At 40.2% G+C, this 25115-nt stretch carries 32 protein-coding genes and 1 tRNA gene; 4 read left to right on the forward strand and 29 right to left on the reverse strand.

The features are described from left to right. Window positions 1-6 precede the first annotated feature (6 nt). Window positions 7-80: transfer RNA gene (locus F752_RS0115700), tRNA-Arg, on the forward strand. Between the two features lie 172 nt (window positions 81-252). Here the strand turns inward: F752_RS0115700 and F752_RS0115705 are convergent. Together F752_RS0115705 and F752_RS0115710 are read right to left on the reverse strand one after the other, a co-directional pair. Further along, window positions 253-597, reverse strand: coding sequence for a hypothetical protein (locus F752_RS0115705; protein WP_017732699.1), 345 nt, complete (start codon window positions 595-597; stop codon window positions 253-255). Between the two features lie 78 nt (window positions 598-675). Beyond that, complete coding sequence (locus F752_RS0115710) at window positions 676-960, reverse strand: hypothetical protein (RefSeq protein WP_017732700.1); 285 nt, start codon at window positions 958-960, stop codon at window positions 676-678. Between the two features lie 369 nt (window positions 961-1329). On the opposite strand from F752_RS0115710, the gene F752_RS0115720 reads away from it, so the two are divergent. Then, window positions 1330-1800, forward strand: coding sequence for a hypothetical protein (locus F752_RS0115720; protein WP_017732702.1), 471 nt, complete (start codon window positions 1330-1332; stop codon window positions 1798-1800). Between the two features lie 390 nt (window positions 1801-2190). Here the strand turns inward: F752_RS0115720 and F752_RS0115725 are convergent, their stop codons facing one another. From F752_RS0115725 to F752_RS0115810, 17 genes are all read right to left on the reverse strand, one after another. Continuing rightward, on the reverse strand, window positions 2191-2667 hold the full coding sequence (locus F752_RS0115725) for a lysozyme (protein WP_017732703.1): 477 nt from the start codon (window positions 2665-2667) through the stop codon (window positions 2191-2193). A gap of 8 nt (window positions 2668-2675) precedes the next feature. Continuing rightward, a complete protein-coding gene (locus F752_RS0115730; RefSeq protein ID WP_017732704.1) occupies window positions 2676-2942 on the reverse strand; it encodes a hypothetical protein in 267 nt (88 codons plus the stop codon). Then, window positions 2939-3190 (reverse strand): hypothetical protein, encoded by a 252-nt coding sequence (locus F752_RS0115735; protein WP_017732705.1) that lies wholly within the window; start codon window positions 3188-3190, stop codon window positions 2939-2941. The genes F752_RS0115730 and F752_RS0115735 overlap by 4 nt, the downstream gene beginning before the upstream one ends. 178 nt (window positions 3191-3368) lie before the next feature. Beyond that, window positions 3369-4211, reverse strand: a complete 843-nt coding sequence (locus F752_RS0115745; protein WP_152425165.1) for a hypothetical protein — start codon at window positions 4209-4211, stop codon at window positions 3369-3371. Then, window positions 4211-7672, reverse strand: coding sequence for a pyocin knob domain-containing S74 family peptidase (locus F752_RS0115750; RefSeq protein WP_017732708.1), 3462 nt, complete (start codon window positions 7670-7672; stop codon window positions 4211-4213). The genes F752_RS0115745 and F752_RS0115750 overlap by 1 nt, the downstream gene beginning before the upstream one ends. Further along, window positions 7672-9339 (reverse strand): hypothetical protein, encoded by a 1668-nt coding sequence (locus tag F752_RS0115755; protein ID WP_160164122.1) that lies wholly within the window; start codon window positions 9337-9339, stop codon window positions 7672-7674. The genes F752_RS0115750 and F752_RS0115755 overlap by 1 nt, the downstream gene beginning before the upstream one ends. A 148-nt stretch (window positions 9340-9487) precedes the next feature. Next, on the reverse strand, window positions 9488-9847 hold the full coding sequence (locus tag F752_RS0115760) for a hypothetical protein (RefSeq protein WP_017732710.1): 360 nt from the start codon (window positions 9845-9847) through the stop codon (window positions 9488-9490). A 23-nt stretch (window positions 9848-9870) separates the two neighbouring features. After that, a complete protein-coding gene (locus tag F752_RS0115765) occupies window positions 9871-10065 on the reverse strand; it encodes a hypothetical protein (protein ID WP_152425166.1) in 195 nt (64 codons plus the stop codon). A 103-nt stretch (window positions 10066-10168) separates the two neighbouring features. Beyond that, entirely contained in the window at window positions 10169-10594 is a 426-nt protein-coding gene (locus F752_RS0115770) for a phage tail tube protein (protein ID WP_017732712.1), read from the reverse strand. Between the two features lie 55 nt (window positions 10595-10649). Then, complete coding sequence (locus tag F752_RS0115775) at window positions 10650-10946, reverse strand: hypothetical protein (protein ID WP_017732713.1); 297 nt, start codon at window positions 10944-10946, stop codon at window positions 10650-10652. Window positions 10947-10963: 17 nt separating this feature from the next. Beyond that, on the reverse strand, window positions 10964-12619 hold the full coding sequence (locus F752_RS0115780; protein WP_017732714.1) for a hypothetical protein: 1656 nt from the start codon (window positions 12617-12619) through the stop codon (window positions 10964-10966). Continuing rightward, on the reverse strand, window positions 12619-13074 hold the full coding sequence (locus F752_RS0115785; RefSeq protein WP_017732715.1) for an HK97-gp10 family putative phage morphogenesis protein: 456 nt from the start codon (window positions 13072-13074) through the stop codon (window positions 12619-12621). Before F752_RS0115785 ends, F752_RS0115780 begins: the two co-directional genes overlap by 1 nt. Continuing rightward, window positions 13067-13381 carry a phage head completion protein gene (locus F752_RS0115790; protein WP_017732716.1) on the reverse strand — a complete coding sequence of 105 codons (315 nt, stop codon included), beginning with the start codon at window positions 13379-13381 and terminating at the stop codon, window positions 13067-13069. Before F752_RS0115790 ends, F752_RS0115785 begins: the two co-directional genes overlap by 8 nt. Next, window positions 13381-13926, reverse strand: a complete 546-nt coding sequence (locus F752_RS0115795) for a head-tail connector protein (RefSeq protein ID WP_017732717.1) — start codon at window positions 13924-13926, stop codon at window positions 13381-13383. The genes F752_RS0115790 and F752_RS0115795 overlap by 1 nt, the downstream gene beginning before the upstream one ends. Before the next feature lie 75 nt (window positions 13927-14001). Beyond that, window positions 14002-15237: a phage major capsid protein gene (locus F752_RS0115800; protein WP_017732718.1), complete on the reverse strand. Its 1236-nt coding sequence runs from the start codon at window positions 15235-15237 to the stop codon at window positions 14002-14004. A 34-nt stretch (window positions 15238-15271) separates the two neighbouring features. Continuing rightward, complete coding sequence (locus F752_RS0115805) at window positions 15272-15907, reverse strand: HK97 family phage prohead protease (RefSeq protein WP_017732719.1); 636 nt, start codon at window positions 15905-15907, stop codon at window positions 15272-15274. After that, a complete protein-coding gene (locus tag F752_RS0115810) occupies window positions 15904-17340 on the reverse strand; it encodes a phage portal protein (protein ID WP_017732720.1) in 1437 nt (478 codons plus the stop codon). Before F752_RS0115810 ends, F752_RS0115805 begins: the two co-directional genes overlap by 4 nt. Window positions 17341-17438: 98 nt before the next feature. On the opposite strand from F752_RS0115810, the gene F752_RS27010 reads away from it, so the two are divergent. Continuing rightward, window positions 17439-17627: a type II toxin-antitoxin system HicA family toxin gene (locus F752_RS27010; protein WP_017732721.1), complete on the forward strand. Its 189-nt coding sequence runs from the start codon at window positions 17439-17441 to the stop codon at window positions 17625-17627. Between the two features lie 45 nt (window positions 17628-17672). Further along, on the forward strand, window positions 17673-18053 hold the full coding sequence (locus F752_RS0115820; RefSeq protein ID WP_017732722.1) for a helix-turn-helix domain-containing protein: 381 nt from the start codon (window positions 17673-17675) through the stop codon (window positions 18051-18053). 32 nt (window positions 18054-18085) lie between these two features. Here F752_RS0115820 and F752_RS0115825 read toward each other — a convergent pair whose 3' ends face one another. The 10 genes from F752_RS0115825 to F752_RS0115880 all read right to left on the reverse strand — a co-directional run bounded on the left by F752_RS0115825 (window position 18086) and on the right by F752_RS0115880 (window position 25089). Beyond that, on the reverse strand, window positions 18086-19762 hold the full coding sequence (locus tag F752_RS0115825) for a terminase large subunit (RefSeq protein ID WP_017732723.1): 1677 nt from the start codon (window positions 19760-19762) through the stop codon (window positions 18086-18088). Beyond that, window positions 19759-20085 carry a P27 family phage terminase small subunit gene (locus F752_RS0115830; protein WP_017732724.1) on the reverse strand — a complete coding sequence of 109 codons (327 nt, stop codon included), beginning with the start codon at window positions 20083-20085 and terminating at the stop codon, window positions 19759-19761. Before F752_RS0115830 ends, F752_RS0115825 begins: the two co-directional genes overlap by 4 nt. Before the next feature lie 205 nt (window positions 20086-20290). Next, complete coding sequence (locus F752_RS0115835) at window positions 20291-20911, reverse strand: hypothetical protein (protein WP_017732725.1); 621 nt, start codon at window positions 20909-20911, stop codon at window positions 20291-20293. 57 nt (window positions 20912-20968) lie between these two features. Next, window positions 20969-21280 (reverse strand): HNH endonuclease, encoded by a 312-nt coding sequence (locus F752_RS24370; protein ID WP_017732726.1) that lies wholly within the window; start codon window positions 21278-21280, stop codon window positions 20969-20971. Continuing rightward, a complete protein-coding gene (locus tag F752_RS0115845) occupies window positions 21273-21935 on the reverse strand; it encodes a hypothetical protein (protein WP_017732727.1) in 663 nt (220 codons plus the stop codon). The genes F752_RS24370 and F752_RS0115845 overlap by 8 nt, the downstream gene beginning before the upstream one ends. Before the next feature lie 201 nt (window positions 21936-22136). Next, window positions 22137-22280: a hypothetical protein gene (locus tag F752_RS26275; protein WP_017732729.1), complete on the reverse strand. Its 144-nt coding sequence runs from the start codon at window positions 22278-22280 to the stop codon at window positions 22137-22139. Further along, entirely contained in the window at window positions 22277-22486 is a 210-nt protein-coding gene (locus F752_RS0115860) for a hypothetical protein (protein ID WP_017732730.1), read from the reverse strand. The genes F752_RS26275 and F752_RS0115860 overlap by 4 nt, the downstream gene beginning before the upstream one ends. A 433-nt stretch (window positions 22487-22919) precedes the next feature. Then, window positions 22920-23702, reverse strand: coding sequence for an antA/AntB antirepressor family protein (locus F752_RS24375; protein WP_017732732.1), 783 nt, complete (start codon window positions 23700-23702; stop codon window positions 22920-22922). Between the two features lie 86 nt (window positions 23703-23788). After that, window positions 23789-23941, reverse strand: a complete 153-nt coding sequence (locus tag F752_RS26280; protein ID WP_017732733.1) for a hypothetical protein — start codon at window positions 23939-23941, stop codon at window positions 23789-23791. After that, a complete protein-coding gene (locus tag F752_RS0115880) occupies window positions 23941-25089 on the reverse strand; it encodes a hypothetical protein (RefSeq protein ID WP_017732734.1) in 1149 nt (382 codons plus the stop codon). The genes F752_RS26280 and F752_RS0115880 overlap by 1 nt, the downstream gene beginning before the upstream one ends. Between the last annotated feature and the right edge of the window lie 26 nt (window positions 25090-25115).

The following is a 25115-nucleotide window of genomic DNA, read 5'->3' on the forward strand; positions in this document are numbered from 1 at the left end:
AAAATTGGTCTCATAGCTCAACTGGATAGAGCAACTGCCTTCTAAGCAGTAGGTTTCAGGTTCGAGTCCTGATGGGATCACGAAGTATACGAACAAAACCCTCTTAACATTACGCTAAGGGGGTTTTTTATTTTTTGTATACGATTTTTGGCTGTTTTTCGTATACGATTTCCCCCTTTTCGTATACATTTTTAGTGAGTTACATATTAGAATAATGCAACTATAAAAGCCGCGAACTCCTGGACCGGTAACTTATTTCTTGGTTTTAGTGTGCATCATACCTTCTAACAGCTGATAAAAATCTTCTTTCTTCATCGCTACTATACACCCCTGATTGTTCCGCTTATGGAAAACTAGGTTCATCATTCCGTTCACCGGCATGGAATTCAGTATTGAATGTACATCAAGACTTTTTTCAACGGCTTTACATTGGACTTGGAGAGGGTCTGTATAGCAAACATCCACCTTCTGATTATCCAGACTTCTGCTTTCACTTCTGGAGCTTACAGCATCCGGAAACCATTCCTTCAGTTCATTTATAATTTTTCTCTCGTAAGCACTGCCTTTATTTTTTGAATTGATTCTCTTCTTTGCCATATACCGGAATAAACGACAGCAAAAAAGAAAGCCCGAACCCTGTTAAGAGTCCAGGCCGGTTGGGATAAATTTAACCTTTCAATTCAAATCTAACTTTATAAGCATTTGGTTAACAGCTGAATAAGGGATAACTAATATCTCATCAATTTCTTTTTCCACTCTTACACCCTGGAATTGAAGAAAAAAGTCAAGGTCCTTTAGCAAGTAATCATCAAGTATAATCATACCCCCGATAAGTGCCTTTCCGCTTACATAATATGTTTGTTCTAAATAGTGTAAAAGAGCTTCAGCGAATTTTTGATTCCCATATGCACCTATTGCATGATAGGCACCCCCTATTTGTTTCAATTTTTCTCTTCTCATAAGTAACTTTGTTGTTTTTGGTTTATGATTTTTAAACTGAGCTCATAAAGACTTAATTCATTCAAAAAGGTCACAAGGTTCTTCTGAAAAGTTTTATGTTCTCAACTTTCAACCCAAAGGTACCGGGAAGCTGGAAGGGAAGCAATATCAGGTAAGTTAATAATTGAACTTTATCGCCACCAAACAGGCATATAATATATTTACACACCCCTTCATTTATAACTTTACCAATAATACACTAACCGAATTAAACTACTTTAAAAAGTACCCTTTTCTTCCCTCACTTACCGGAATTTCAGTTTTACCTTTCCTTTAGATTAGTTTAAAGCACCACTTGGATATAAAAATTGATGAACCGTTTATTCAGGTATGAAGCAACTAATATTAATTACCCTCTCAGCAATCATTTTTAGCGGATGTAAGGTATCAAAACCAATAAGTGATGTAAGTACCCAACTGAAGGAAGTCAGCGTCAGACAGCGGTCATATAAGCTTTCTATAGGTGAAAGAACAGCCTTTGATACCTTGCACCTGGAAGAATTAATGAACGGCCACCCTGTTACACATGTAGATAAGAAGACAGGGATCAGCATCACCCACCAGCTGAAGGGAAGGGAACTTCATGCTTCTGTTCAGGTACCGGCTATTGAAAAGGAAATTATTGTAGCTGATACCACTACTATCATCACGAATGACAGGAAGGTGGTGGTGGAAGAAGAAAAAGGTTTCTTTGAAAAACTATCTGACCACTTCAGCTTTCTGGTGTGGGTGCTGATTATCGGGCTGGTGCTCTCCTTTGTTTTCCGCTTACTGAAGGTATTCTTTTTCCCTCTCAGCTGAACCCATTACCCCAACCCCTAAATAAAAAACATTCATTTATGTTGACTCTCAGGAAGGTTTAAGTCTCAGTGGAACAATTGGAAGGAAAACAGCTGAAGAAGAAGTAAACCCATAAATTAAGACTCTATCACGAACAGTAATATATTATATACTTATCGTTCATGATAGACTTTTTCTGTTACTTATAAATGATAGATTTTTATGAGTGAAAAGTGTCAGCAGATGATAACCTTCAAATGAACTTCTTCCAGTGGGAAGCTCTACTGATGAATAACATTTCTGAATCTTTTTTTTCTTTTTAAGGGAAGGAGTAAGCAGCTGGGAACCTTCAAATGAAATTACCTTCAGGCTTATGCTTTACTGAGTGTCAACATAAGTGAATGTTTTTTATTAATCAGGAAGGCAGTCCGGAACCTTCAAAGGGGTGTAACTGAAAAACAAAGCCTCTTCCTCTTTTCTCCTTTTCACTAATCCAGGTAGTACTTCCCCTTTATCATACACCCACCTCCGGAACTCCTTTCCAGCTGCATAATTATTACCTGCATTCAGCTTCTTCAGAAGGGTGCTGTTGCTGAAGGCTCCTATTCCTATATTATAGCTGAAGGAAACCAAAGCACTGAACTGGTTATCTGTAAGAGGCACCTGAATTAATTCCTTTACCTCAGTAGCAAATTCATTCACTACATAATCAAATAGTTCTTCCGCTTCCTGCCTACTGATAACATCCCCTTTCCTTACCTGCTTTCCGTCCCTGTAATAGGTGTTTCCGTACCCTATGGTCCAGACTTCCCCAGGGCACAAATAAGCCCTTAAACGTAAGCTTTCATGCTCCTTAATCAATTCTATTCCTTCAGGTGTTAACTTCATTTTTCAGTTCAGTCTTTCTTATCTGCCTTATCTTTTAACTGAAGTTTGATATCAGTGAAGTTTTGAAGGTTCTCCAGGCGCATCTGGTTCATAAGTTCAAAAATTTTCCGGTTATCCTTCTGAAGTGCTTCAATTACTTGTTCGTTCTTCTGAATCCTCAGTGAGTTTTCACTTATGCGCGAGTGCATGGAAATTAACCCAGCTATCAGGGTAATACTTATACCTATCCAGCCAATTATATTTTTCTGGAAGCTGCTTATGTCCTTTGTACTCATACCCCTTTATTCGCTTTCAAAAGACTTACTATGTGCTGAATGGTAACTATCCCCAGCAATAACAATGCAAAGCCACCATGCGCCAATAAACAGTAAAGAAGTACCATTCCTTCAGCTGTCTTATACCAAAGGACAAAGGTGCTTACTGTCATCAGGACATAGTGAAGGAAGGCTGAAAGTTTCCTGCTGGAAAGCTTCCCATCCACCCCCTGAAAAGATTCCTTCCAGGTGCTTAATAACTTCTTCATTCCCCTTGCAGATGATCTTTCCTTCCGTCCTCTTTGATTCTGTCTTCATAAGCCGGTGACCCACCTGAACCCTTCTTTCTTTCAGGTGCTGTTAATCTCTTGTAAAGCAGGAAAGTGATTCCGGCAAAGAGTACTGTCAATAAAATATATACCATAGTTTTACTTAATAAACGACAGCTTATAAAGTACCCCCACCGACAATCACTTTATAATCATTCACATTAAAATCATTAACCAGTGCTTCACCTGCATAGCTGGTAATTGTTTTAGTTAAAGCCCAAGCGTTAGAAGTTCCTTTGGTCCGGGTGTAAAGTTCTACCTTTGCACCAGATGTTAATCCACCTTCCAGATACATCGTTTCATTTGCATCTGTAGAGAAAAGAACAGCCTCCGCACTTGATAGGGTAAATGTCCCGTTATAAGTGGTTTTCAGTGAGCCGTTCACTTTGGATGAACCAATACAATCACCAAAAACAGCATCACCCAACATCAGCGAAATATTGTAACTGTAATTAGTAGTATCTAAACTATCATTTTTAAGGGTAAAACTCTGAGAGGCATAATCTAATATACTAAGTATCTGCTCACTGTTAGCTGTTGGAGTATCAGCGTTTACCCTATCTACTGTTAAATTATAATTATCACCAGCAGTAAATAATGTTCCATCTGCTTTCCTTATCTGTATTGTGTAGCCATTAGGGTTACTTTCGTAATCATACCAGATCATCGAATCAGTTAAATTATCCTGAATTAAAGAACTGTTTCTGTATACATCCACACTGGTTAAGGTAGTATTAAGGGAGAAATAAGAGAGATTCTTTTTAAAGCCCACGAACTGCCCTAAATGGTAACCAGTACTGTCCATCAGGTATGGTCTTATTCTCCTTCCTTCATCTATTAAAGCTTTTTGAGAAGTAGAACCCGTTCTTTCTGCACCGTATAATTCAAAATATATTTCTCTATGTGTGCAGTTTTGTTGAGTAATTTTAGGTGTTCCGTACGGTGTTGGATATGTTGCCATTATTTATTTCTCCTTTCCAGTTCTTCAATCTTTGTTTCTAACTCTTTGATTGCCTCAATAAACAGACCGGCCATAGCACCGTAATTAACTGAATAACGGTCTGTTTCTTCGTTATAATTAACCACCTCTGGAAGCACTTCATTTACCTCCTGAGCAATTACCCCAACGTGTACACGTTCCTTATCTTCAATATCTGTTCTTTTATACCTTACACCACGTAGATTTTTTACTATCTCAGAAGCATTTTTAATGGTGGAAACATCCGTTTTTATTCTTCCATCTGAATATGCTGTAATGTCTGAATATGCTGTAATGTCTCCCCCTGCTGTAATTGTATTTCTTGCCCATATATTACCAGTTGAAAAACCTATTGATGCACCTGCAATACCATTACCACAAAATACTATTTGATGACTCCCAGCCATGTCACCGCCCGTTGTATTATATGTGTGTTTATATGCAATACCATACAAATTCCCGAAAGTAGAACCATCATCAGCAATTTTATAGGCTGTCCCCATACTCCACACATGACCTATTTTGTAAGGATCATACACCCCGTACATTCCTGTACTTCTTCTATTAGTAGATGATGGATATATCTTTGCATTATTACTAATTCCCGTTTGCCCTGAGTGCCATACAATATCATTATATGATGAACCTGCGTATATTTCACCCTGTACATGAACGTTTTTATTGAAATGGAAAGCAGGTCTGTCTGTCTGAAAATGACACCATGATGCATTTAATGCACCTATTAACATAGAACCTGTTAAACTATTAATATTAAGAGCATTATTAGTGCCATTCGAAACATTTAAATTTCCAGAATGCCAAACGGTATTCCATCCTGACCATGCACCACCCTCTAAACCACGCACTTTAAAATCATGCCCTGAATTACTTAAAAATATTTGCGCTCCGTAGTTCGCTTCTAGTCGGTTTGTAAAAATATTGCCATTATAAGGCTTATTTAATGCATTTGAATTTGCATATTGAAAACCCGATTTTAAATTATTCAGGTCTGTATTTTCAACGTAGGAATATCCTGTTGCTGCTTCTATCAGATTATCAACTTTTAAGTTTGAAGTAGTCCAAACACCAGATGGAATGTCTGCTGATATGGTTCCATCAGTAGTAATATTTATTCCCGAACCTATTTTAACACCACCCAACACTGTAGCACTTGCAGTAGGTAGGGTATATTGTTGGGCATTAGCACTTAAAATACCATCTGCTGTAATACTTAACCCGTTGCCTACTTTAATCACCCCGTATACTGTTGTACTTGCTTTCTGTAGGTTATCAAACCAGCTTGCAACTGGTGGTGCTGCACTACTAAATGCTACTGCATCACCGCTAAAATGGACATTTTGGTCCACTCCACCGCTAAAAACCAAGTGACCGGCATCACTTACTTTTAATTCATACTGTTGGCCGGTTGCATTCTTTAAAATTAGACTTTTGGTGGTGGTGTTACCGGCTGTTAATGTTTCTTCTAGTGTCCGGCTCTTCCCGTTCCAGTTGCTTATGTCTGTGGCTGTTATTGCCTTCACGACATCCGGAACTGTGGGATCAGTTTCATCATAAGTGACTGAATTATTTTGAGCCGGTTTATTACCTCCTGAAGTATTCAGCTGAACCATCCCTGTTTGAGTGGTAATATCTGTTTCAGGAAGCTCTAAAAGGGTAAAATCATAAGCATTGTGAGTACTCCCGTACTGAAGAGTATATTCAGATATTATATAAGTCTTACCATCAAACCGGATATGTTGGTTAAAGCCTATCTGCTGAAAGGAATCATCTATCACCCTTAAGCGGATATTATTCCGGAACTTCTGGTTCAGCCTCAGTTTATTGATCAGATACAAATATTGTAAGCTGGTGCCTTCAGTCTTTCCGAAGCTGTTCCACTTGTTTGTCAGCACGGAACCAACTCTTATATTCCCTACATCATTCAGCTGGATTCCATCACCAATAAGGATTTCATCTTCTGCTTTATCAATGGCAGAATTTGCGGTATTAGTTACTGAAAAGAACCTGTCATAAGAAACATTTGAACCCTCTGATTCAGGAATAACAGGTATCACTGAAAAGTTATCAATCCGGAAGGTAACTTCATTGAATTCCCCTTCCAGCCCTGCCATTACTTTAAAGGTAACAACATAGTTAGTTCCTGAGCCGGTGTTCTGGAATGACTCTTTAAAGGTTGCTTTGGTGGTGGTCAGTAGGTTATTAAAGCCCTTCATTGTTGTGGTCCCGTCCGGCCTCTTCAGATGTACTTCTAAGCTCGGTTGCCTGTCAAACTGTCCGGCAGTTCCATCACTGGTGGTTCCGGCCACGGCATAAATGATGTTCTTTAAATAAAAGTCAAACTGAACTTCTATAAGGTCACCATCTGTCTTTCTTTCAATAGCAATATCATCAGTAAAAAAAGAGGTTTGAGCTAAGTTGTTACCGGAAGTGAATAATTCCAGTTCACCACCCTGAACGGATATGTTCTGACTGTTGACTGTCAGCGGATCATCCCCTTCATTATAAAAGGTAACATCCGTGGTGGAGAAGTCACCGTTTGGAATAAGGTTTGAAGGGATATGTTTATTCCTGTAGGTAGTGGATGCAGTTTTTAACGGCCTCTTTTTTGTAAGCTCATTGGAACGGTCGAACCTTTTCCCTGTAATATCTGAACCCACCATATTAGTGGCCGTACCGGTCTGCAAAAGGTCGCTGAAATTATGGTAATAAATGGTTGAACCCACCTCTAAATTATTCACTATCCAGTACCTTCCAGCTGCCTGATAAATCTGACAGTTAAAGTCTTTCAGCACATAGTTCAGCACCTGTTTAGCATTGAAGATTTCCTTCTTCCCATCCTTTACTTCTTTGAACCTATCGGCTGGAAGCTGCCCTTTAAACAGTGCATTATCAGTGCTTAAAGTCATGGTATTCACTTCCTTAGTATTCAGGATGATCCCGAAACTCAAAGGCAGTTCATTAAACTTTATGCTGTTTTTCACATACCACAGAAGGGAATTAACCCCTGATATCTCACCACCGGCATCATTGGTGATGGTGAACCGGTCCAAAGTAGCCAGCGCATCAGTAAAGCTTAGACTAAAGGTAAAGACTGAATCAAAATAACTGGTAGTGATGTTGTCAATAATCAGCCAGCCTTCCCACTGCTTCAGAAGATTCACCTGAAATTCCACCTGAAAATCTTTGTATTCAGCTGTCAGCAGTTCCTGAAAAGGTGCTTTATCTTTTGTAAGGAAACTGAAGGAAAGTTCAGAACCAACCACCACTTCATCTTCAGAAGGGCGGTATTTTATAACAGCAAAATCCTTAATGTTTTCAATTACTGTCACGGCTCCCGTCCACCCGTTCCGCTTAATATTAATGGTAATTGTATCACCATTGGTGTTTTTATATTCTGCTCTGTATTTTACCCCGTATGCCATTAGAAATTATTACCCTGTCTTCTCTGTACTTCCTTAACTATATGATGCAGGTCTTCACCCCTGGTTATACTCTCAATTGTCACATGAATGTTATTTGCCTGACTCAGCAGCTGTTCAGTTTTGTTAGCTCTTGTTACATTCGCCCCCTGTGGAAGGTTTACAAGCTCAGGACCACGTTCCCCAACCATTGCCAGACCTTGTTCCTGCATGGTACCACCGTTTGCAAATGCTGGTATTGCTGAACTGAAAGCAGCTGTTGCAAGTGATCCGGCAGCTGCTGCCATAGGTGCAGCTAGTGCTAAACCTACCGGCCCCAAAAATGAAGCATTCACCAAAGCCCCCTTAACTAATGCTGCCACACCCTGAGCAATTAGGGAACGGATAATTCCATGGGCTGCTTCTTTTGCAGTTGCTGCCAGGTCTTTTAAGCTTGCACCACCTTGTACGGCTGCATTTAAAAGAGTATCACCAAACTGCTGAAAACTGGCTGTCATAGCCTCTGATATACTGCTGAAAGTGGGAATTAATTCATCAAGTTTGCTTTTTAATACTCCTACCTGCTCCGACATAGGAAGCATATTAAGCCCCGTCATAAAGGTTTGAAGACCGGCAAAACTGGTTCCTGTTTCCTGAAGCACTGCTTTTAACTCTGTGAAGTCCTGTGTCATTGGCTTTACATCCACCGTACCAGCCAGATCAGGAACATCCACGCTCCCAAAATCGGCAGATATACCAACGCTCTGCACATTGTCCGGCAGTGGCTTTGCTCTTAAGGCTTGGATCTCTCTTATATCGGCTAACTCCTGCTTTCTGGCTGCATCCTGTTCCCGAAGGCTTTTATTCATTTCCAGCTGCATGGTCAGAAGTTCAGCCATTTTACCCTGTGTTTCCTCTTCTACCTCTGCAACCGCTGCCTTTAGCTCATAAGTCTTCTGAAGTTCAGCGTTAGTAATTCTCTCTTCACCCCCAGCCATTTTATTCTTCTGGTTCTGAATCCTCAGTTCTTCTTTTGCTAATGCCTTCTTTTCCTCAGCCCTCTTCTTTTCTAGTGCAAGGGCTTTGTTCATGAAGGCTAGCCGTTCCTTTTCTGAATAAACATCTTCCTTTTCAAACTCGGTTTTAAGCTTCTCAACCTCTGCCAGCATTTCCTTTTCCTTAGCCAGGAACTTGATCTTATCCCTTGCCAGCTTGTTTTCAGCATCCCCTAAAGCTTTGCCGTTTTTATAGTTGTTCACTAGTTCTTCACCAATACCAGCTAAAGCCTGTTTTGCGGCATTTGCAGCCCCTTCAAAGTCACCTGAAAATACCTTCCATATTGCCTCCCCTACATAACCAATCCTTTTAATTAAAGTAGTGACCACCGCACCAATGGTATTGAATGCAGTGTTGATGATCTCCGTCCCTTCCTTCGTTTGGGTAAGGTATACCACCAGTGAACCCAAAGCCACCACCAACAAACCGATTCCGGTACCTGCTAAGGCTAATTTGAACCCCTTTAAACCTCCGGTAACACCTTTGATTCCTCCCAGCATTTGCGGAAAGGCTTCTGTTAGTTCAGCGAACTGGCCACCTATACCGCCCATCGATTCCATAATACCACCAACCATAGTACCGGCTGCTTCCTTCATCTCTCCAAAGCCCTTTTTCACGTTCTTTGAATGATTCATAGCCTTAGCACTGAAGTCACGGACCTTGTCCCCAGCTTCCTTTATGTTTTGCTTAAATTCGGCAGTTTCAGCCCTCAATCTCATTGTGAGGTCAGCCAGCACTTCTTTATTCATATCCCCTTGTTTATCGATTTAATAAACGATTAGATTAATTCAGCCCAAGCATCACATCCAAGGCAGCAAAGGCATCTTCAGTGTAATTCTCTGGATTGATTTCAAATTCAGGAAGGTCATTATCCCAGGGCATGGGTATAAGGTCAGAAGGTTTCCTGATGTGACCCTTCTTAAAGTCCTGGTGTGCTCTGTTTATGTGGAAGGTTTGCAGCCTCATTACTTCATATTCATGCTTCCGCTGCTCAAAGATGATACGGTCCTGAGTGTACATAAAAAAATGTGCCTCTAATGGTGACATCAGAAGCACATCATGAAAAGATATATTACAATAATTAGTGACGTAGGCCACCAGATAATTTACATCGGTATTGATCAGCTGATTGAATTCATCCACCTCAGCTTCAGAACCCTCACCGCTTACTTTTTTTTAGTGGCAAAGAATTTCGGCATCACCTGAATAAAATCCATATACAGATCATCCAGAAGTGTTTCCATATCATCCCGTCCATACTTCACAGTAAAGCCTTCAGCAGCCTTACAGCCGTTTACATAGGAGTGATAAAACAAACATTCAATATCTTCGAAGGTAAGATCACCATCCAGATCAGCCATGTTCTTACCGGTTTCCTTCTGAAAGTGTTTAAGTGCATAAAATCCCACCTTAATGGGAAGTTTTTCTTTGTTATATTTTAGATATTCAACCATCAATTATTGATTATATAGGTGTTGGAACTGTTACTGTAGTGAGTGCCCCAACTCCCTGAAAGCTTACTGAATAAGTTACTACTTCACCTGTTCCACCTGATTTGCTGATAGAAGTGATCAGTGCCGGTCCTTTTTCATATTCATCAGCTGCTGTTTTACTTTCCAGCATCACTTCCACCGGCTGTTTGTTGGTCTTCATGTGCTGAAGCAGATCATAATAAGATGATTCCCCCGTCACTGTTCCCCTAGTTACTAAACCATCACAGCTGACGTTCCATGATAAGTCCCCAGCAATACCTTCTTTGTACCCTGTGTTATGGATGGTGGTCGTGTCAATAACGTCCTGTGATACGTCAAAGGAATAAGAAGTCGCCCGTGCAACTGTCTTACCGCCCACCACTATAAATAATTCTTTGCTTAATACTTCGTTAGCCATTTTTCCCTGTTTACATATCAATAAACGATTCCGGAAACGGCTCCTGAAGTGGTGGTTAGATCAAAACTGAAGCATCTATCTGAACCCCTAATTCAGCACATAGCCAGTTCACACAATACATATTGTCAACTCCCCATTCCTGATACTTTTCCTGTGGCATTACCTTATTACCCTGAAGTAATACCCGGCTTTCTGTGGTGCTTAATCCTTGTTCTGTTTCCACCTGCTTTTGCTCTATTAATTCATAATAGAAGGAAGCGGTTTTGTCGCTCATATTGAAAGGCAGACAGGAAACATTTAAGTGCGTTGCTGTTCCTGCTGCTGCTATTTGAAAGGGTACTATTTTATACATCGTTATATTTTTATCGCTTAAATTAATTGTATCTGCTTCCTCACTCCGTTTGCAGTGAAATAAAGGTTTGTTCCATCTGTTTCAATGTTACCATCAACGGGAGTTGAAGGAAGGGGATTAGTTGAAAGATGAAGTGCCCCGTTTACCTGAAGGGCTTGCCCGTTGTCGAATGATTTATTTACTAAAACTCTACCGTTAAACTGTGCTGACTCTATAAACATTCTTAAATCTTCATTCCATTTATATGGAAATTCATGTTGGCTTCCTTTACCCTGATCGCCCGGCCTTGCTGATAGTAACCTTATTTGATTTATAGATATTCCAGCCCCCGAAACATGCTTAATTGTTACCCTGTAATAGGAGTGTTCCCCATAATTAAACAAGCGATAGAAGCCTAAATCGCCCGAATAACCGTTTATGGATTCATGTTTCACCACCCATGTTATCCCATCAGTGGAACTTTCAAACGTCACTTCTTGCTCGTGTGCAGGTGTCCATGCGTGACCAATTACCAGCCACATTCCATTTGAGTAATTTAACTGTCCTGAACCATTAAAAGTCCACCTTCCAGCTTTTCGTGTTAAAGCTGCATCTACAACCTCTATTCTTCCATCGTTCTTTTGAGAAAAAAGATACTTATCAACTGGTGCAGCTGTCCAAGTGGTACCGTCAAATGTTTCATAAGTAACATCAACAAAACGAGTAAAAGCAAAGAGGTCATGCCATATATTTCCAAAGGGCTGTTGTGTTAATGAACTGTCGTAATCATTAGTTGACCAGTTTGCGGGGTACCGGGTTGTTATTGCATTAGGGTTTGGAACAAATGTGCTTCCGTGAAATTCATTGTCCTCATTCCTCTTCGCTACATTCCCACTGAGTTTACTATCATCAAGCGTAGTAAAAGCAGGTTCAGCCCCTATTTCTGCTGCTGTATGGCTGTGGTTAATGCTCGAATAATCAGTATCGTGATTATGGGAATCAATCTTATTTTCCAATATCCCCAAAGCCATCCTTACACTATCAGTTGCAGCAATCGCCCTTGTGGTAGCTTGCTTTACATAGCCGGAAAGCTTGCTAAGAACAGACCGTTCTTCTGTGAAATATTGGTTGGTCGTACCTTCTGCTAATCCATCAGTGTTATCAGGAACAGCATTCTGCACATAGGTTTCAGTAGCGTAGCCGGTAAGATCAGGAGCCGGTGCATTAGTAGCAACATAGTCATGAACTTCCTGCTTAGTATAGTATTGAGAAAGTCGCTCTTTGAATGCTTCTAAAGTTGCTTTTATATACGCCCATAAACCGGCCTTGCTTCCATCACTGTAAAGGGTGAATTTTAAGGTGCTTTGCTGCACTCCCAGATCAGGATCAGGAAAGATGGGAACCGATCCTGAATAGTGAATATCCCGGCAATGTTCCCACGGATGGTTCAAAAACAAGTCCTTAACCTGTGCATTATAACCCATTAAAGATAATGAATCAGGATGCAGAAGCTTAATTATTAAAGCAACATCATTCGCATAATCCTTAGTATCTAAAGTATTGTTGCTCCCGGCTTCATTCAGTTCATAAACTATCTGAAGTTGTGTCGAATCAACATCAGTGTCTATAATATTAAAGTGAGTGTTCCCCACCCCTGAAAGCAAAGCATATATTTCTTCTGTTAGTTGTATCATTATTTTCTGAATGTCTTATTATACTTCTTAACCACCCTTTTTACCAGCTTCAGATAATTGGTATTGAACATCTGTATTACCTCATCAATGGTATTGTCAATGGACTCCCGCACGAACGGATCAGGCTGTGTAATTGCCCCCCTGTCAGCCCCTTTTCTGGTTTCTCTCTTCTTAGTGCCATATTCCAGGAAGCGTACCATCCATCCCTTCTTACTAGTCACGCCAACCGTTACCCCAGTCATATCTTCAGGGTCCCTTTTGATCATGATAGATTCCCGGATATGATCCCCTTCTGAATCAGGTGCATTTGCTTGCATTTCCTTCTTCACTATGTTAGCAGCTTTCCGGTTAAGCTTGTACAATATCTCTGCCTGGAATTCCATGGGTAGCTGCTTCATCATATCATCCACCTCCCTGAATCCTTCAAGTTCAAAACCTGATTCCTTCTTACTCATTCCGCACCCCCTTAATTATCTGGCCGGTTCCATCAGGCAAAGGCTGTATCCCTAAAATCCTGTAATCATCCCCATTGAACCTGATAAAGTGATTGTAAGTAACAAGCGGATAATTCCTAATAATGAAGGTAGATTCAGTGGTAAAAAGAACCCTGTCATCATTAGTGGCCACCTTTCCCATGGTGGTCTGTACATCAGCACTCACGGCAGCAACCAACACTTCAGATTCCGTGGTGGAACCTATGGAATTTTTAGTTTTTACCTTCTCCCAGACCTCTATTTTATATTTAAGTTTGTATGCCAGCATCAGAATATATTTATCCGCTTATGATAATTTAAGAGGTTTTCAAAGGCTTTATTCAGCTGGAATGATCCGGATGTATATGATGCTCTTTCTATATCATATAAGTCCGTCAGCTTAATTAAAATCGCTTGCTTTACTACCGGTGGAATGGTTAAAGCATCAAAGCCACACTTAAAATTAATAGTCATTTCAGTGGCATCAATCCAGCTATCAAAAGTGATGGTGAACTGACGATCTTCCGCTTCTACTTCAAAGGCTGTTACAGTAATTGTCTGGTTGTAACGGTCCGTATAAGTGATAGAGTCAATTCCATAAAAGTGACCTCTGTTAATAGTGATCTTTGTACCTGAGAATTCCCCTGTCTTAGTTTCAAAAGAGGTGAGGGCAATAACATTTTCAATGTAATTCCCGGCCATATCTGTGGCTACCTTCAGAAGGTTATTTAATTCAATATCATCAGCCGTGTAAGCTTCAGAAACCTTTGTCTGGTGCTTTATCTCCTGAAGGGTGATATGGTTAAAAGTCCTGCTTATTACCTTTGTTCTCATGCCTTAATAAACGATACATAAAAAAAGGACCACCATCACGGCAGTCCCTTTAAAAACAAATTACTTATTACTTAATTACAAGTTCACGTTCTGGATTGAACGGAAAGCGTAAGGATTCACAGCAGTTGATCCCATTCTGAGGAAAGTGACTTTAATGTTACCTGAGTTAGATGCAGTGAAAGGGTCCATAAGAATTTCAGTTGCACCTGAGAAGTAAGCTGCATAAGCTTCTTTAAAATCACCGTAAATCAGTTTATATTTTGCAGCTGTTGGAGTAGTACCAGTTGTTGCAGGTACGAATGGAACCTTTGTACCACCATTCACCGCCTGATCACCATCGATTACATCACCTTCCAGGATAAACCTTCCGCTTCCAGTGTCCTTACTGATAGACTTCAGTTCATTGTAAAGTTCTTTACCAGCGATAAAGCGACCGTTCACGATATCATCAACTTCAACCCCGGCCTTCAGTTTCATTAAATCTTTCCACACCAATACAGCCCCGGCAGCAGCTTCATCACGTCCGGTTAAGGTCATATAAGAATCTCCAACAATTTTCTTAATAATGTCTTCAGATACCGCTTTTTCAATTGCTCTTTCCATCTGAGCTAAGAAGTCAGGCATTGTAGCAGTTTGTGCCAGATATGAACGGCTGAAGTTCTTCCAACCCTGTATTCTCTTAGCAGAAAGTACGGCTGTTTTCTCTGCATAAGTAGATTCACTTACTGCAACACCCTCTTCATAAATTCCTGCATTCAGACCTTTTGAGAAGTTCAACGCGATATTAGCAGATGCATTATTATAAACAGTTACCCCTAATTTTTCCAGGATTCCACCTTCAACAGCAGCACCGCTTAATTCAGATAACTGCTGAATGTGACCACTCTGACCGGCAGCTGTAAAACTACGCTTAACCTGCTCAGGAATCACTAAACCTGATGCTGTGTGACCATGGGAACGCATTTGATTAACGCCTTCCTGGTGCATCTCAGCTTCAAAGCCTTCCAGTTTTCCATTCAGGAATCCTGAAACCGCTTTTGAAATATCGTACTTACGTACTTCCTTTTGTTCTTTTGTTTCCACTTCTTTTTTCATATCGCCTTTCAGTAAGGTCAGGTTGAATCTTTCTTCCTCTTCTACAGTAGAAATTTCAGCATCCAGTTCTTCAATCAGCTGCTTAATTGCATCCCACTTTTCAAGCTCTTCAGGGTTTTTGAATCTCTTTTCCTGCTCTGCTTTTTCGGTTATGGAAGTCAATTCTTTAATTTTATTTGCTCTTTGTTCTTTAAGCTCGTTTACTCTTTTATTCATGCTTCTTTTGCTTTTATACAGGAATAAACGATTCTTAACTAAGCTTTAAAATCTCAATCTTCAGCTGATCAAAATAGGTGTCAGGCACTTCTTCCACCACCGGTTGTCCCTGCTCCTGAAACTCTTCAAAAGACCGTTGTGCAACAGCTATATCAGTACTGGAATAAGCACCATCCACCACAGCAGCTACATCATGAAGGGAATTAATTTTGCTAATGTAACGGATGTTATTCCCCTCTTCATCACGCTCCCAGCGTTCATGTTCCTTTGTCACTGTAAAGACAAAACTACATTCAAAGACCTCCCCTGAATCAATCCTTTTATAAGTATCATTCGCGGTGGTGGTATCATTCAGAATTGCCCTGAAGAACAGCCCTTTTTCATCAGTTGAAAGGGTCAATGTTTCCACACCTTTGGACCGGTTCAGCCTGCTTAAAGGTTCGTTCCGGTTGTGCTGATAAGTAAAGACCACATCTAAATCTTCAGCCTTCAGTACATCATCAAAAGCACCCCGTTCAATCACCTCATAAAACAGCTTTCCGTTCTCAAACAGCAGCTTACTTCTGTGGTTAAAGACAGCTGCATAACCTTCTATAATTTTATTCCCTGCTTCGTCTTTTAAAGCCCTGGTGTTAAACTCAGCACCTATTAATATTCTTTTCTCTTTCATTCTTCTTCCTGTTTAATCTCTTCCCCTAGTATCTTCTTACCATTTTCTGGATTAATCCCGTAGATTAATTCAAGAATTGCAAGCGCTGATTCATAAGAGGTAATACCCTGTGACACTTGTTGCTGAATAGATAAGATTCCCTGCACACCACCAACTGATCCTTTAAGGGCTGCTTTCGCCTGTGCCTCTACATCCACAGGGGTTTCAATTTCATCCCCTTCAATCTCAGATGACACTTCCATGATAGGCTGATTTTCTTCAGTTGGTTTTCCCTGAAGTTCTAAAGGCTGATATTGCATTTGCATATAATGATAATCACCACCTTCAAAAGTTTCAAAGCCTTCCAGTTTAGCGATAGCATTTGCAGTGACCACACCCATGGAATGAAGGGTTTTAAGGTTGTTGATCCGTGTGTTCTGGTCCACCTCCACAAGTGCATTAAGGTTAAATTCTATTGATACACTTTCAGCAATATCCTGATCTGTTAAAAGCTTCTTTTCCAGTTCCTGCCGGTACATCCGTGCAATAGGCTGAAGGGTGTTTGTTTTAAAATTCAGTGTTTCCTGTTCAATTGAATTGAATGCTTTCTTTTCAGGGACTGGAATCCCATAGAATTCATATATATCTGCTTTGCTGAAGCGCATAGATTCCAACACCTGAGCATCCTGAAAGCTGCTCTGAGGGATGGTTACAATTTTGAAGCCAGCTGGAAGGAACGGAACCTTACCAGCATTCACTGAACCCTGATAATCTTCCTTTAATTTGCTGATTGACTCTTCCACACCCTTGGCTCCGAAGTTGCTGACACTGGTTTCAATGGCCTTATTTACATTCAGATTATTCCTGTAAGCATTGTTTAAGGTGCTTTTCCCCTGGTAGATATTATTCAGTTCAGAATAAAGCGCTTCCGTGGGTTTGATTCCCATGATCCCGTTTTCACTGAGGAAGGCAAAGTGAAGTACATTATCATTATTCAGAACTTCTTCAACTCCGTCCTGGTCTACCCTGTAGAAGTAAAGCTGACCGCCCTGAAGCTTATATCCTTTGATCTCTGTAGGGTGAATTATTTCAAAGCTGGAAGGCTTACCGTTTTTGCGGTGAATCTTTGCAAATGCATCACCATAGTGGTTCCGGTGGTACTCTAAAGTTTTGAAGAATTGTGTGCTGGTTTGATAGTTGTTAGGGCTGTCATGTATCAGCCGGTAAAGGATATGTGCTTTATCCTTCAGCTTACCAGCTTCATCAGTAGTTTTGTATATCTCAATAGGCAGCTTTGCCACTGCTTCACTTAAGATTTTATGGCAGCTAAGAAGGGTGCTAAGAATCCCTGTGTTCACATCAAAATCCTGATTCACCTGGTCATTAAAATTCAAGTTCGGATGATATACTGTAAAGTTTTTTGTGCTGTTAAAGAGTTTATCAAATAGGCCCATTCAGTTCCGGTTTCCCTTCAATAAACGATTAGATAAAAAGTAAACATTTATTTACCAAAACACTTGGAACTAAGTATACATTTGTATACCTTTAGAATATGAAAAGCAGCGAATTATTTAAGAAGTTAAAAAAGGATGGTTGGTACGTTTACCGGGAAGGTAAAGGAAGCCATAAAATTTTAAGGCACCCGATTAAGGAAGGTGAGGTCAACTTTGCTTTCCATGGTAGTCAGGAAGTAGCCACCGGAACTTGTAACAAAATTCTTAAAGATGCAGGGCTTAAATAGTCCTGCTTTTCATACCCTTAACCGTTAAACTTTAAATCGTAAAATATGAAAAAGGAAAAAGTAAATGTAGTGATTGAAAAAACATCAACCGGATATAGTGCATATACTGAAGAATATCCTGTTGCCGTTGGTGGTGATAGCATTGAGGAAATTAAGAATGAAGTCTTATATGGCCTGAACTTTTATCATGAAGATAAGGGCAAAGAATTCACCATGGATCAGCTGGTTTTTATAGTTGATCTTTCCTCTTTCTTTAAACTTTATCCCGTCATTAATGCAGCTGCCTTATCAAAAAAGGTAGGAATGAATAAAACTTTGTTAAGTCAGTATGTGACCGGCAAAAAGAAACCATCTGAAAAGCAGGTTCAGAAGATTCTGAATGGTGTCCGTGAGGTAGGAAGGGAACTATCACAGGTAAGTTTTTAAAAGGAACCCGGTTTAATAGCCGGGTTTTTTGTTTAATAGCTGAATTGCGCTTCTCCCATCACACCCAGCATTGCAGCCATACCGTTTAGAATAGCAACAACTGAGTCAATTGAATCCTTATTCTTTTTCTTTACCGGCTTCATATTCCCGTTTGTGTCTTCATAAACCACCACATTCCCGAACTGCCACTTCGTACACTGATTATTAATAATTACTTCCTTATCATATACCAGCTTTTCCAGCATCTTCATCGGCATGTTAAAATACTGTGGTGTTTGTCTGATCTCCACACCCTCAATTGCCAGATCATTCTTTACCCGGGGTATCAATAAATGACTGTTATAGAAGTCAAAACCCATTTTCTGGATATAGTATTTATCGGTAAGTTCATCAATCAGGTTAAACAGGAAGTTGTAATCAATCAGATCAGATTCCAGTTCTATTACATCACCTGAAGTGATCCATGGTTGTATATCAATACCGGTCTTCCGTACCCTCTTTCCGTTTGTTTTAATGTTATAGTTTTTGATAATATATTCTTCGTGCCTGTCGGAAGGTGGAAAGATTAAAGATATAGCTGAAATATCCTTATGCGAAGAAAGGTCAATCCCCATGAAGCAACCTTCACCTTCAATCAACTCTTCAAGTATCTCATCAACAAAGACTTCATTCAGATCATCTTCTGATATATATCCATCATCCGCACCAGTCCACCATAGGTTCAGATTGAAAATTACAAAGTTCCTTAAACCTGTCAGCCGGTACCGCTTTTGTTCATATACATCAGTCAGCTGGTCCAGGGTTAAAATTTTAGGATTAGCAAGGTTCGGGTTTGCCTTTATCCAGCATTCTGGTTGCCCTACCTCATCAACTGAATGCAGCCCGTACATTAGAATGAAAGTACTTTCATCCTCAGCTTCCTGATCCAGGACCTTCCTTAAATACTGTTCATAATCAAATTGAAACCAGCCTGTTGTGTTGTTCCCCCTGGTGGTAATGATGGAACATAAGGGATTATTAACACCCACCTGTCCACTTTTGCCCATGTCGATAAGCTCCGGCCCTTGGTACAAATGCGATTCATCAAAGATGATAGCAGCCGGACGGATGGAATTAAGTGAATCAGCATCACCGGTGCTTGCCTTAAGGAAGTTGTTTGTTTTGCTATTCTGGAAGCGTACGGAATACTGCATGTTCCGCATCCGCTTCTTCAAAGCAGGTGAATGGCTTACAATGTTTTTTGCCTGATCTAAGCCCACGCCTGAAAGCCTACTGTTAGCACTCACTACATACACCTGCGCATCCTGCTGTCCGTCCCTGGAAAGGTGGTAAAGGCTTTGGATCATTGCTAAGGTGGTCTTCCCGTTCTTCCGGGCAATGGTCAGGAAGCTGGTGGTGAATCTCCTACGGTCAGTGCCTTTGTAATAGAAGCCGTAAATGTTTGAGAAATAAAATACCTGCCATGGTTCAGGCTGGAAAGGAACGTAATTATCTTCCTGGTTAATCCTTATGTAAGTGAGGAAGTGGAAGAACTTATCCAGCTTATCCGTTCGGAACTGCCACTTATCAGAATCGCGGTCACGTTGGTATCTCTGGACCGCTTTTAAAACATCCTGGTTAACTAAAATATTACCTTCAGTTACATCCTTAACATATCCTTCTAGCTTCGTATAACACCCCTGAATGAACTGTTTTTGCTTCTCTGTCATTCCAGTTCATCGAACCCATCATCTTCCTGAGCATCCCCATTCAACTCTTTAAAGATGATTGAATCAGCTACAGAAAGCCCTAACGATCTGGATAATGTTTTGATATTATGAATGCATTCAGTGAGGGTTTTAAGGTGCTGGTTCCGGACTAAAAATGTTCCTTCAGCATTACCAGCCACAGATAAACCCTCTTCATTCAGAAGCTTCTTTGCTTGCCGGTAAAGTTTGAGCTGGTGCAAAAGCAATTCTATGTGGAAGTCATAAGCAGGTGTATACGTGCCTTTTTCCTCTAAATATTGTACGATTGCTTTTTTGCTGCTCATGTTTGATTTATCCAGTTTTGCAAGGGGTACCCCCCACCCCTTTTTTCCTTCAAAAAAATGTGAGAAAACTGGGCAGGTGGTTTCCCTTAAAATAGATAGAAAGCCTAACCCTCCCCCCTACATCTGGAATAAACGATTAGAGGGACGGGCACAAAAAAAAGGGCCACCGTTTCCAGTAGCCCTACACTTATTTATTATTGCTTTCTTATTCCCGGATGTACTCTATTGTCCCACCGTTCTTATGGGCATACTTACGTGCAAAGGTATTCATCATCTCAAAAGGATAGTTAATCAAGCTGTTCTTCATTCCAGCGTTTTCACCTCTTGTCCCACCTTTAGAAGATGCAATACTTACACTACCGAAATCTAGCTCCAAGCCGTTATCTCCATAAGCTGACATTATGATTTTATCACCTGAAACAGAAACATTAAACCAATAGGTGATACTGTGCTTCCCATCCTTTGGCTTAGTTGTAAGTGTCCAGAAGTCCTTATCCACATTCTCAAAAACAAAACCTTCATCCCTTAACATTATGCCAACACTTTTAAATAGTTCATCACCCTTCAGGTTTGGGTGAATGATATTGATAAGATTCACCTTCCGTGGTATCTTAAAATATTCTACATCTGACAGGAAGGTTTTACGCACTTCTTTTACCTCTTTTGTACTATCATCTAACAGGTAGAAATGAACGTGCTCATCGGTTTCTTCTACTATTCGAACATCATAAACAGTCCCATTCTTCATTGTTACTTTATCAGGGTTCTGGGTCATCCCCGGCAGGGAAAGTAAAACGAGTGTTAATAAGAGTAAGAGGTTTTTCATAAAATATTGTATGGTTTAAATAATAAATATAAAATGAACAATTCAATCAAACAAGCTTTATTTAAGAAGATCCTTAAGCTTCCGTGCCATCTGATCAATCGGTTTAGGATTCATTGCTTCTTTATTCTCTTCCATCGTCTTCCGGCTGTGGCACGGCTTACATAAGGTCTGAAGGTTGTCCCATGAAAGTCTAAGATCCCACCTGATGGTGATGCTAATAATGTGGTCAATCTCATTGCCGGGGTTAAGGATCCCTTGCCGTTCACACTCCTCACAAAGCGGATTATGCTGTAACTTCATCACCCTCACCTTCTGCCATGCTGCTGATGAATAAAAGCGGTGGTTCCTTATCCTGATCTTATCAGACATTCCCGATCAGCTTCCTCAGTTCCGGATGAATAATAAGGTTGATATAATGAATGCCAGTATCAGGATCCTTTGTGGTGATAGCTTCTGCAAAACCACTTTCCAGAATATCGGCTACCGTCTGCCGGTCATCAGTGGTGAGGTGGGTAAGATCCATCAGCTTCTTACTGATCATCTGCATCTTCTTATTAAGAGGCTCCGCGCTGAACGTAACGGTGTTGTTATATGATAGGCTGAAACCCTCTTTTACTTCTTCCTCTTCATCTACCTCAGTACTTTGAAGCAGGTGTTCAGCTGCTAGTTCCAACATCTTATTAAGCTTACGTTCCTTAATCTTAAGACCTTTGCAGATATCCCTGAACTTATTCAGGATAATGCTAAAGACTAAATTATAATAGTTGTTCTTACCGGTTGCATATTGGTTCAATACACCCTTTTCCTTTTTATACTGAATGTGAAAAAGCAGGTCTGCAACGGTATCTTCGTAAACCAATGATGAACAACTGAAGTCCCAATGATGAAGGGCATTGCTGATGATTGTTAAAAGATCAGCATGGATATGTTTATTGTAAAACCTGTTTGCTTCTGCCTGATCAGATATGTTAATGTATTCCTGAAAGGCTACATTGAAAGCCTTCTTATCTATATTAGTATTCAATTTATTGTTTGTTTAAAAGAGGCAGGGAACAGAATCCCCTGCTTCACTTACTTATTTATTATTTGCCTTCAAAAAGGGCTTCCAGAATAGCACGTTGTAACTTCACCACGTACTTATCTTTTTTACTTTTATTCTTCATTCTTATTACCTTCAAAGAGGGTACCGGCATCACCAATACCTTCAGTACTTATTTATTAATTCTTATGCTTCAGGCTGCTCTTCCTGCACCTGGAAAGCTTCTACCGCTAAGGCCACCTGTTTTGATTCTGTAAGGCTGAATGCTCCCCTTTTATTTGCTAATTCCGCTGCCTGGATTAGTATCTTAATTGCTTCCTCCTGTTTCATCTTCTCTTTAATTTTTCATTTACGTCTTCCAGCTTTTTGTTTTGCTCTGTAAGATTTGCGTTTACTGATGTTAGCTGAAACACTACTATAATAAGTAATGCTGCTATTAATGCCACTGCTCCAAACTTTGCAGCAAGTAACCACCCTATTCCACCGATTAACAGAAGGGTAATGATTCCTATAATTATGTTTTCTTTTTCACTCATTGTTCTTTGTTTATTATAAATAGTCGCAACTTTTCAAAAAGCTGGATTATCAACTTATTTTTTTTCCTGCCTTTGCCAATCATATTGGCCGGTAGTATTTTTCCTTAAATAAAAGGTATCAGGTTCTTCCATCTTCTGCCCAAAAGTCAATTCAGCGGAACAATCCCAGCACCGCAAAAAGGTGTACTTATATTTATCCTGTGCCTTCCTACTCATTAAATCCAGGTGCTGACTTCCGCATAGGCCACAGCAATGAACATCCGGAAAGCTTAGTTTATTAGCTTCTGATACCACTTCAAAAAGGTTATTCCCCTGGATCTGGAAATGATGATTCTTCAGCCCGATTCTTTTAGTTACTGTATATTTTATCATTGTTGTAAAGAGGGTACCGGCATCACCGGCCCTTCAGTTTATTTTTTATTTTAAATGGTTCTTATTTGTATTGTTCAATTACCCCAGGGACTTTATTGATCATCCGCGTTAACCATTCCAGGCCGGAAGGTTTCATTAATGTTTTTGTGATCACTTCGTTATAACCTGTTTTTGTAGTAGTAATTACTTTAAAGTGATGAGCGTACCGCTGATAAGGGGTGTTGTGCTGAGGGCCTCCTGATATAAGTACATTCAGATCACGAAGCATGAAGAAGAACTTATTCTTTCCTATTCCCAGCTGTTTTGCAACCACACCCATATCTAGTTCACCTTCCGCACTCATTACGCGGTCAAATGTTTGAACTTTAGGTGCCTGAAGAAGAAGTTGCTGTTCTTTCTGTTCAATTACCTCCTGCTGTTTAGCTGCCAGCATTAAGGCTTCTGAAAAACTTTGGGGAACCTGAAAAATCTCCTGCTGTGGAAGGGCTTCTTTTATTACTTCCTTCACTTGCTGAAGCTGCTTTTCTGCTTCTATGAAATATTGCCGGGCTTGCTTTCCTTTTTCACTTCGCTGAATCATTGCAATTTCTTTTGCGGTGTCCAGGGTAAGTGCATAATCTTTTTTCGGTCTTCCGCGCTTTCCATTATTTCCCAAAAGTGGGATAAAATCATTCCCTTCCTCAAACCCATATTCCAGCGCTCTTTCCATCCACATGGTGAACTTTGTGTCAGGCTCTAAGAAATGGTAAAGCGCACGTGCACTTACTGTCTGATTCTCTTCATTAATGTGAATTAGTTCAAATCCACTTTCATCATTGTGTTTGTTTAAATTGTTGTTGTTCATCTCTTTTCAGCCCTTTATTTGTAGGCTCATTTATAAATAGTCTTGACTTTCAGGAATTTCTGTTTTTCATCCCTTCATGTAAGTTTTTATTGATTATTGTCGTTTAATTCTTTTAACCTTTTAGCTGTTGAACCATCAAAAAAGCCTTCAGGTGGTAATACTGTTACCCATTGGGTCTTGCTTTTCTTTTTCTTTTTGGGCTTCTCTTGATAATGTTCTATGTAATATTGCTTTGCCATTATGCTGCTTTTTTCATTTGTACTTCCTGATTCATCAGCTTCTGTTCTTTGCGGTACCGGTCAACTGTTGCTGTACTCACTCCTGAAAGTTGACTGATTGCTTTTGTAGTTGCCTTTTTTCCTTCTGCCTGAAGTGTTGCAATAGCTTCTTCAATCCGCGGCTTTGTATTGCTTTTCTTTTTCCGTACTGCTCCTGAAAGCTTTCCGGATGCTGACCGCTTCTGATTCCGTGTAAGTGCAGGATTTACTTTTCCATGCCTGGTGACTGTCTGCACCTGCATCTTCCCTTCATGAAACTTTTCCAGCTCCTCATTAAATATTTCAGTCAGCTGCTTTTCGGTTAAAGAGTTTACTGAAAAAGTATCACCACCCACCAAAAAATCCAGCCTGATGGAAGCTTCATGCAAACTTTTTGCTGCACCGATTAAGATTTTCTTTTGTGCTATTATTCTAGCCACGCCATATTGCTTTTTGACCGGAATATTTTTGCACCTGAATTGCTCGATCACCTGCTGTGGTTCATCATACAGTTTAAATTCTTCCCCTTCCTCAAATTCCAGGGTTTGAGCTTCTATCTGCTTCACAGCCTGAGCGTATACATAGGTGTATTTACTATCTTTTGCAGGCTGCTGAATAGATTGTTCCACCTCCATTACCGCTTCAGTGGCCGTAAGGGTATAATCAGGGAAGTGATAATATGGAAGGGCATCAGGATTGTAATAAGCTTCCTGATCAGTTGAAAACACTACTGTATCACTTGATTCAGTTGTCTGGAAAGAAAAGTCCTGAGCAATTGCTTTGACCACATCCGCTTCTTCTCCTGCTGTGAAGTTATCTGCTAATAATAGTAGGCTGTAACCAGTGCCGGAATGGTGCTTCCATGCTGCATATAGGCAGCTAATAGAAGAGAAGTCCAGGGCTTCAGATTGAGTTTCTGCATATACCAATCCTGGAAGGGCTTCCAGGTCAAAAGCTGGTATAAAGGATAATATTTGTTCTTTCTGTTCCAGGGTTTTGGCTTCCCTGTAAGCGGATATTTGCAGGCTGTAATGCTCCTGCTGAATGCTTCTAATTATTTCCTCAAAGCTTATCGCGGTGCTGAGGGTTAATGTTTTGTTGCTGTTCGAAAATACGGTTGTCTGTCTCAATTTTTTTCATATTTGCTTTACGTTCC

Origin of the sequence: Nafulsella turpanensis ZLM-10, assembly GCF_000346615.1 — a bacterium.
Taxonomy (GTDB): Bacteria; Bacteroidota; Bacteroidia; order Cytophagales; family Cyclobacteriaceae; genus Nafulsella; species Nafulsella turpanensis.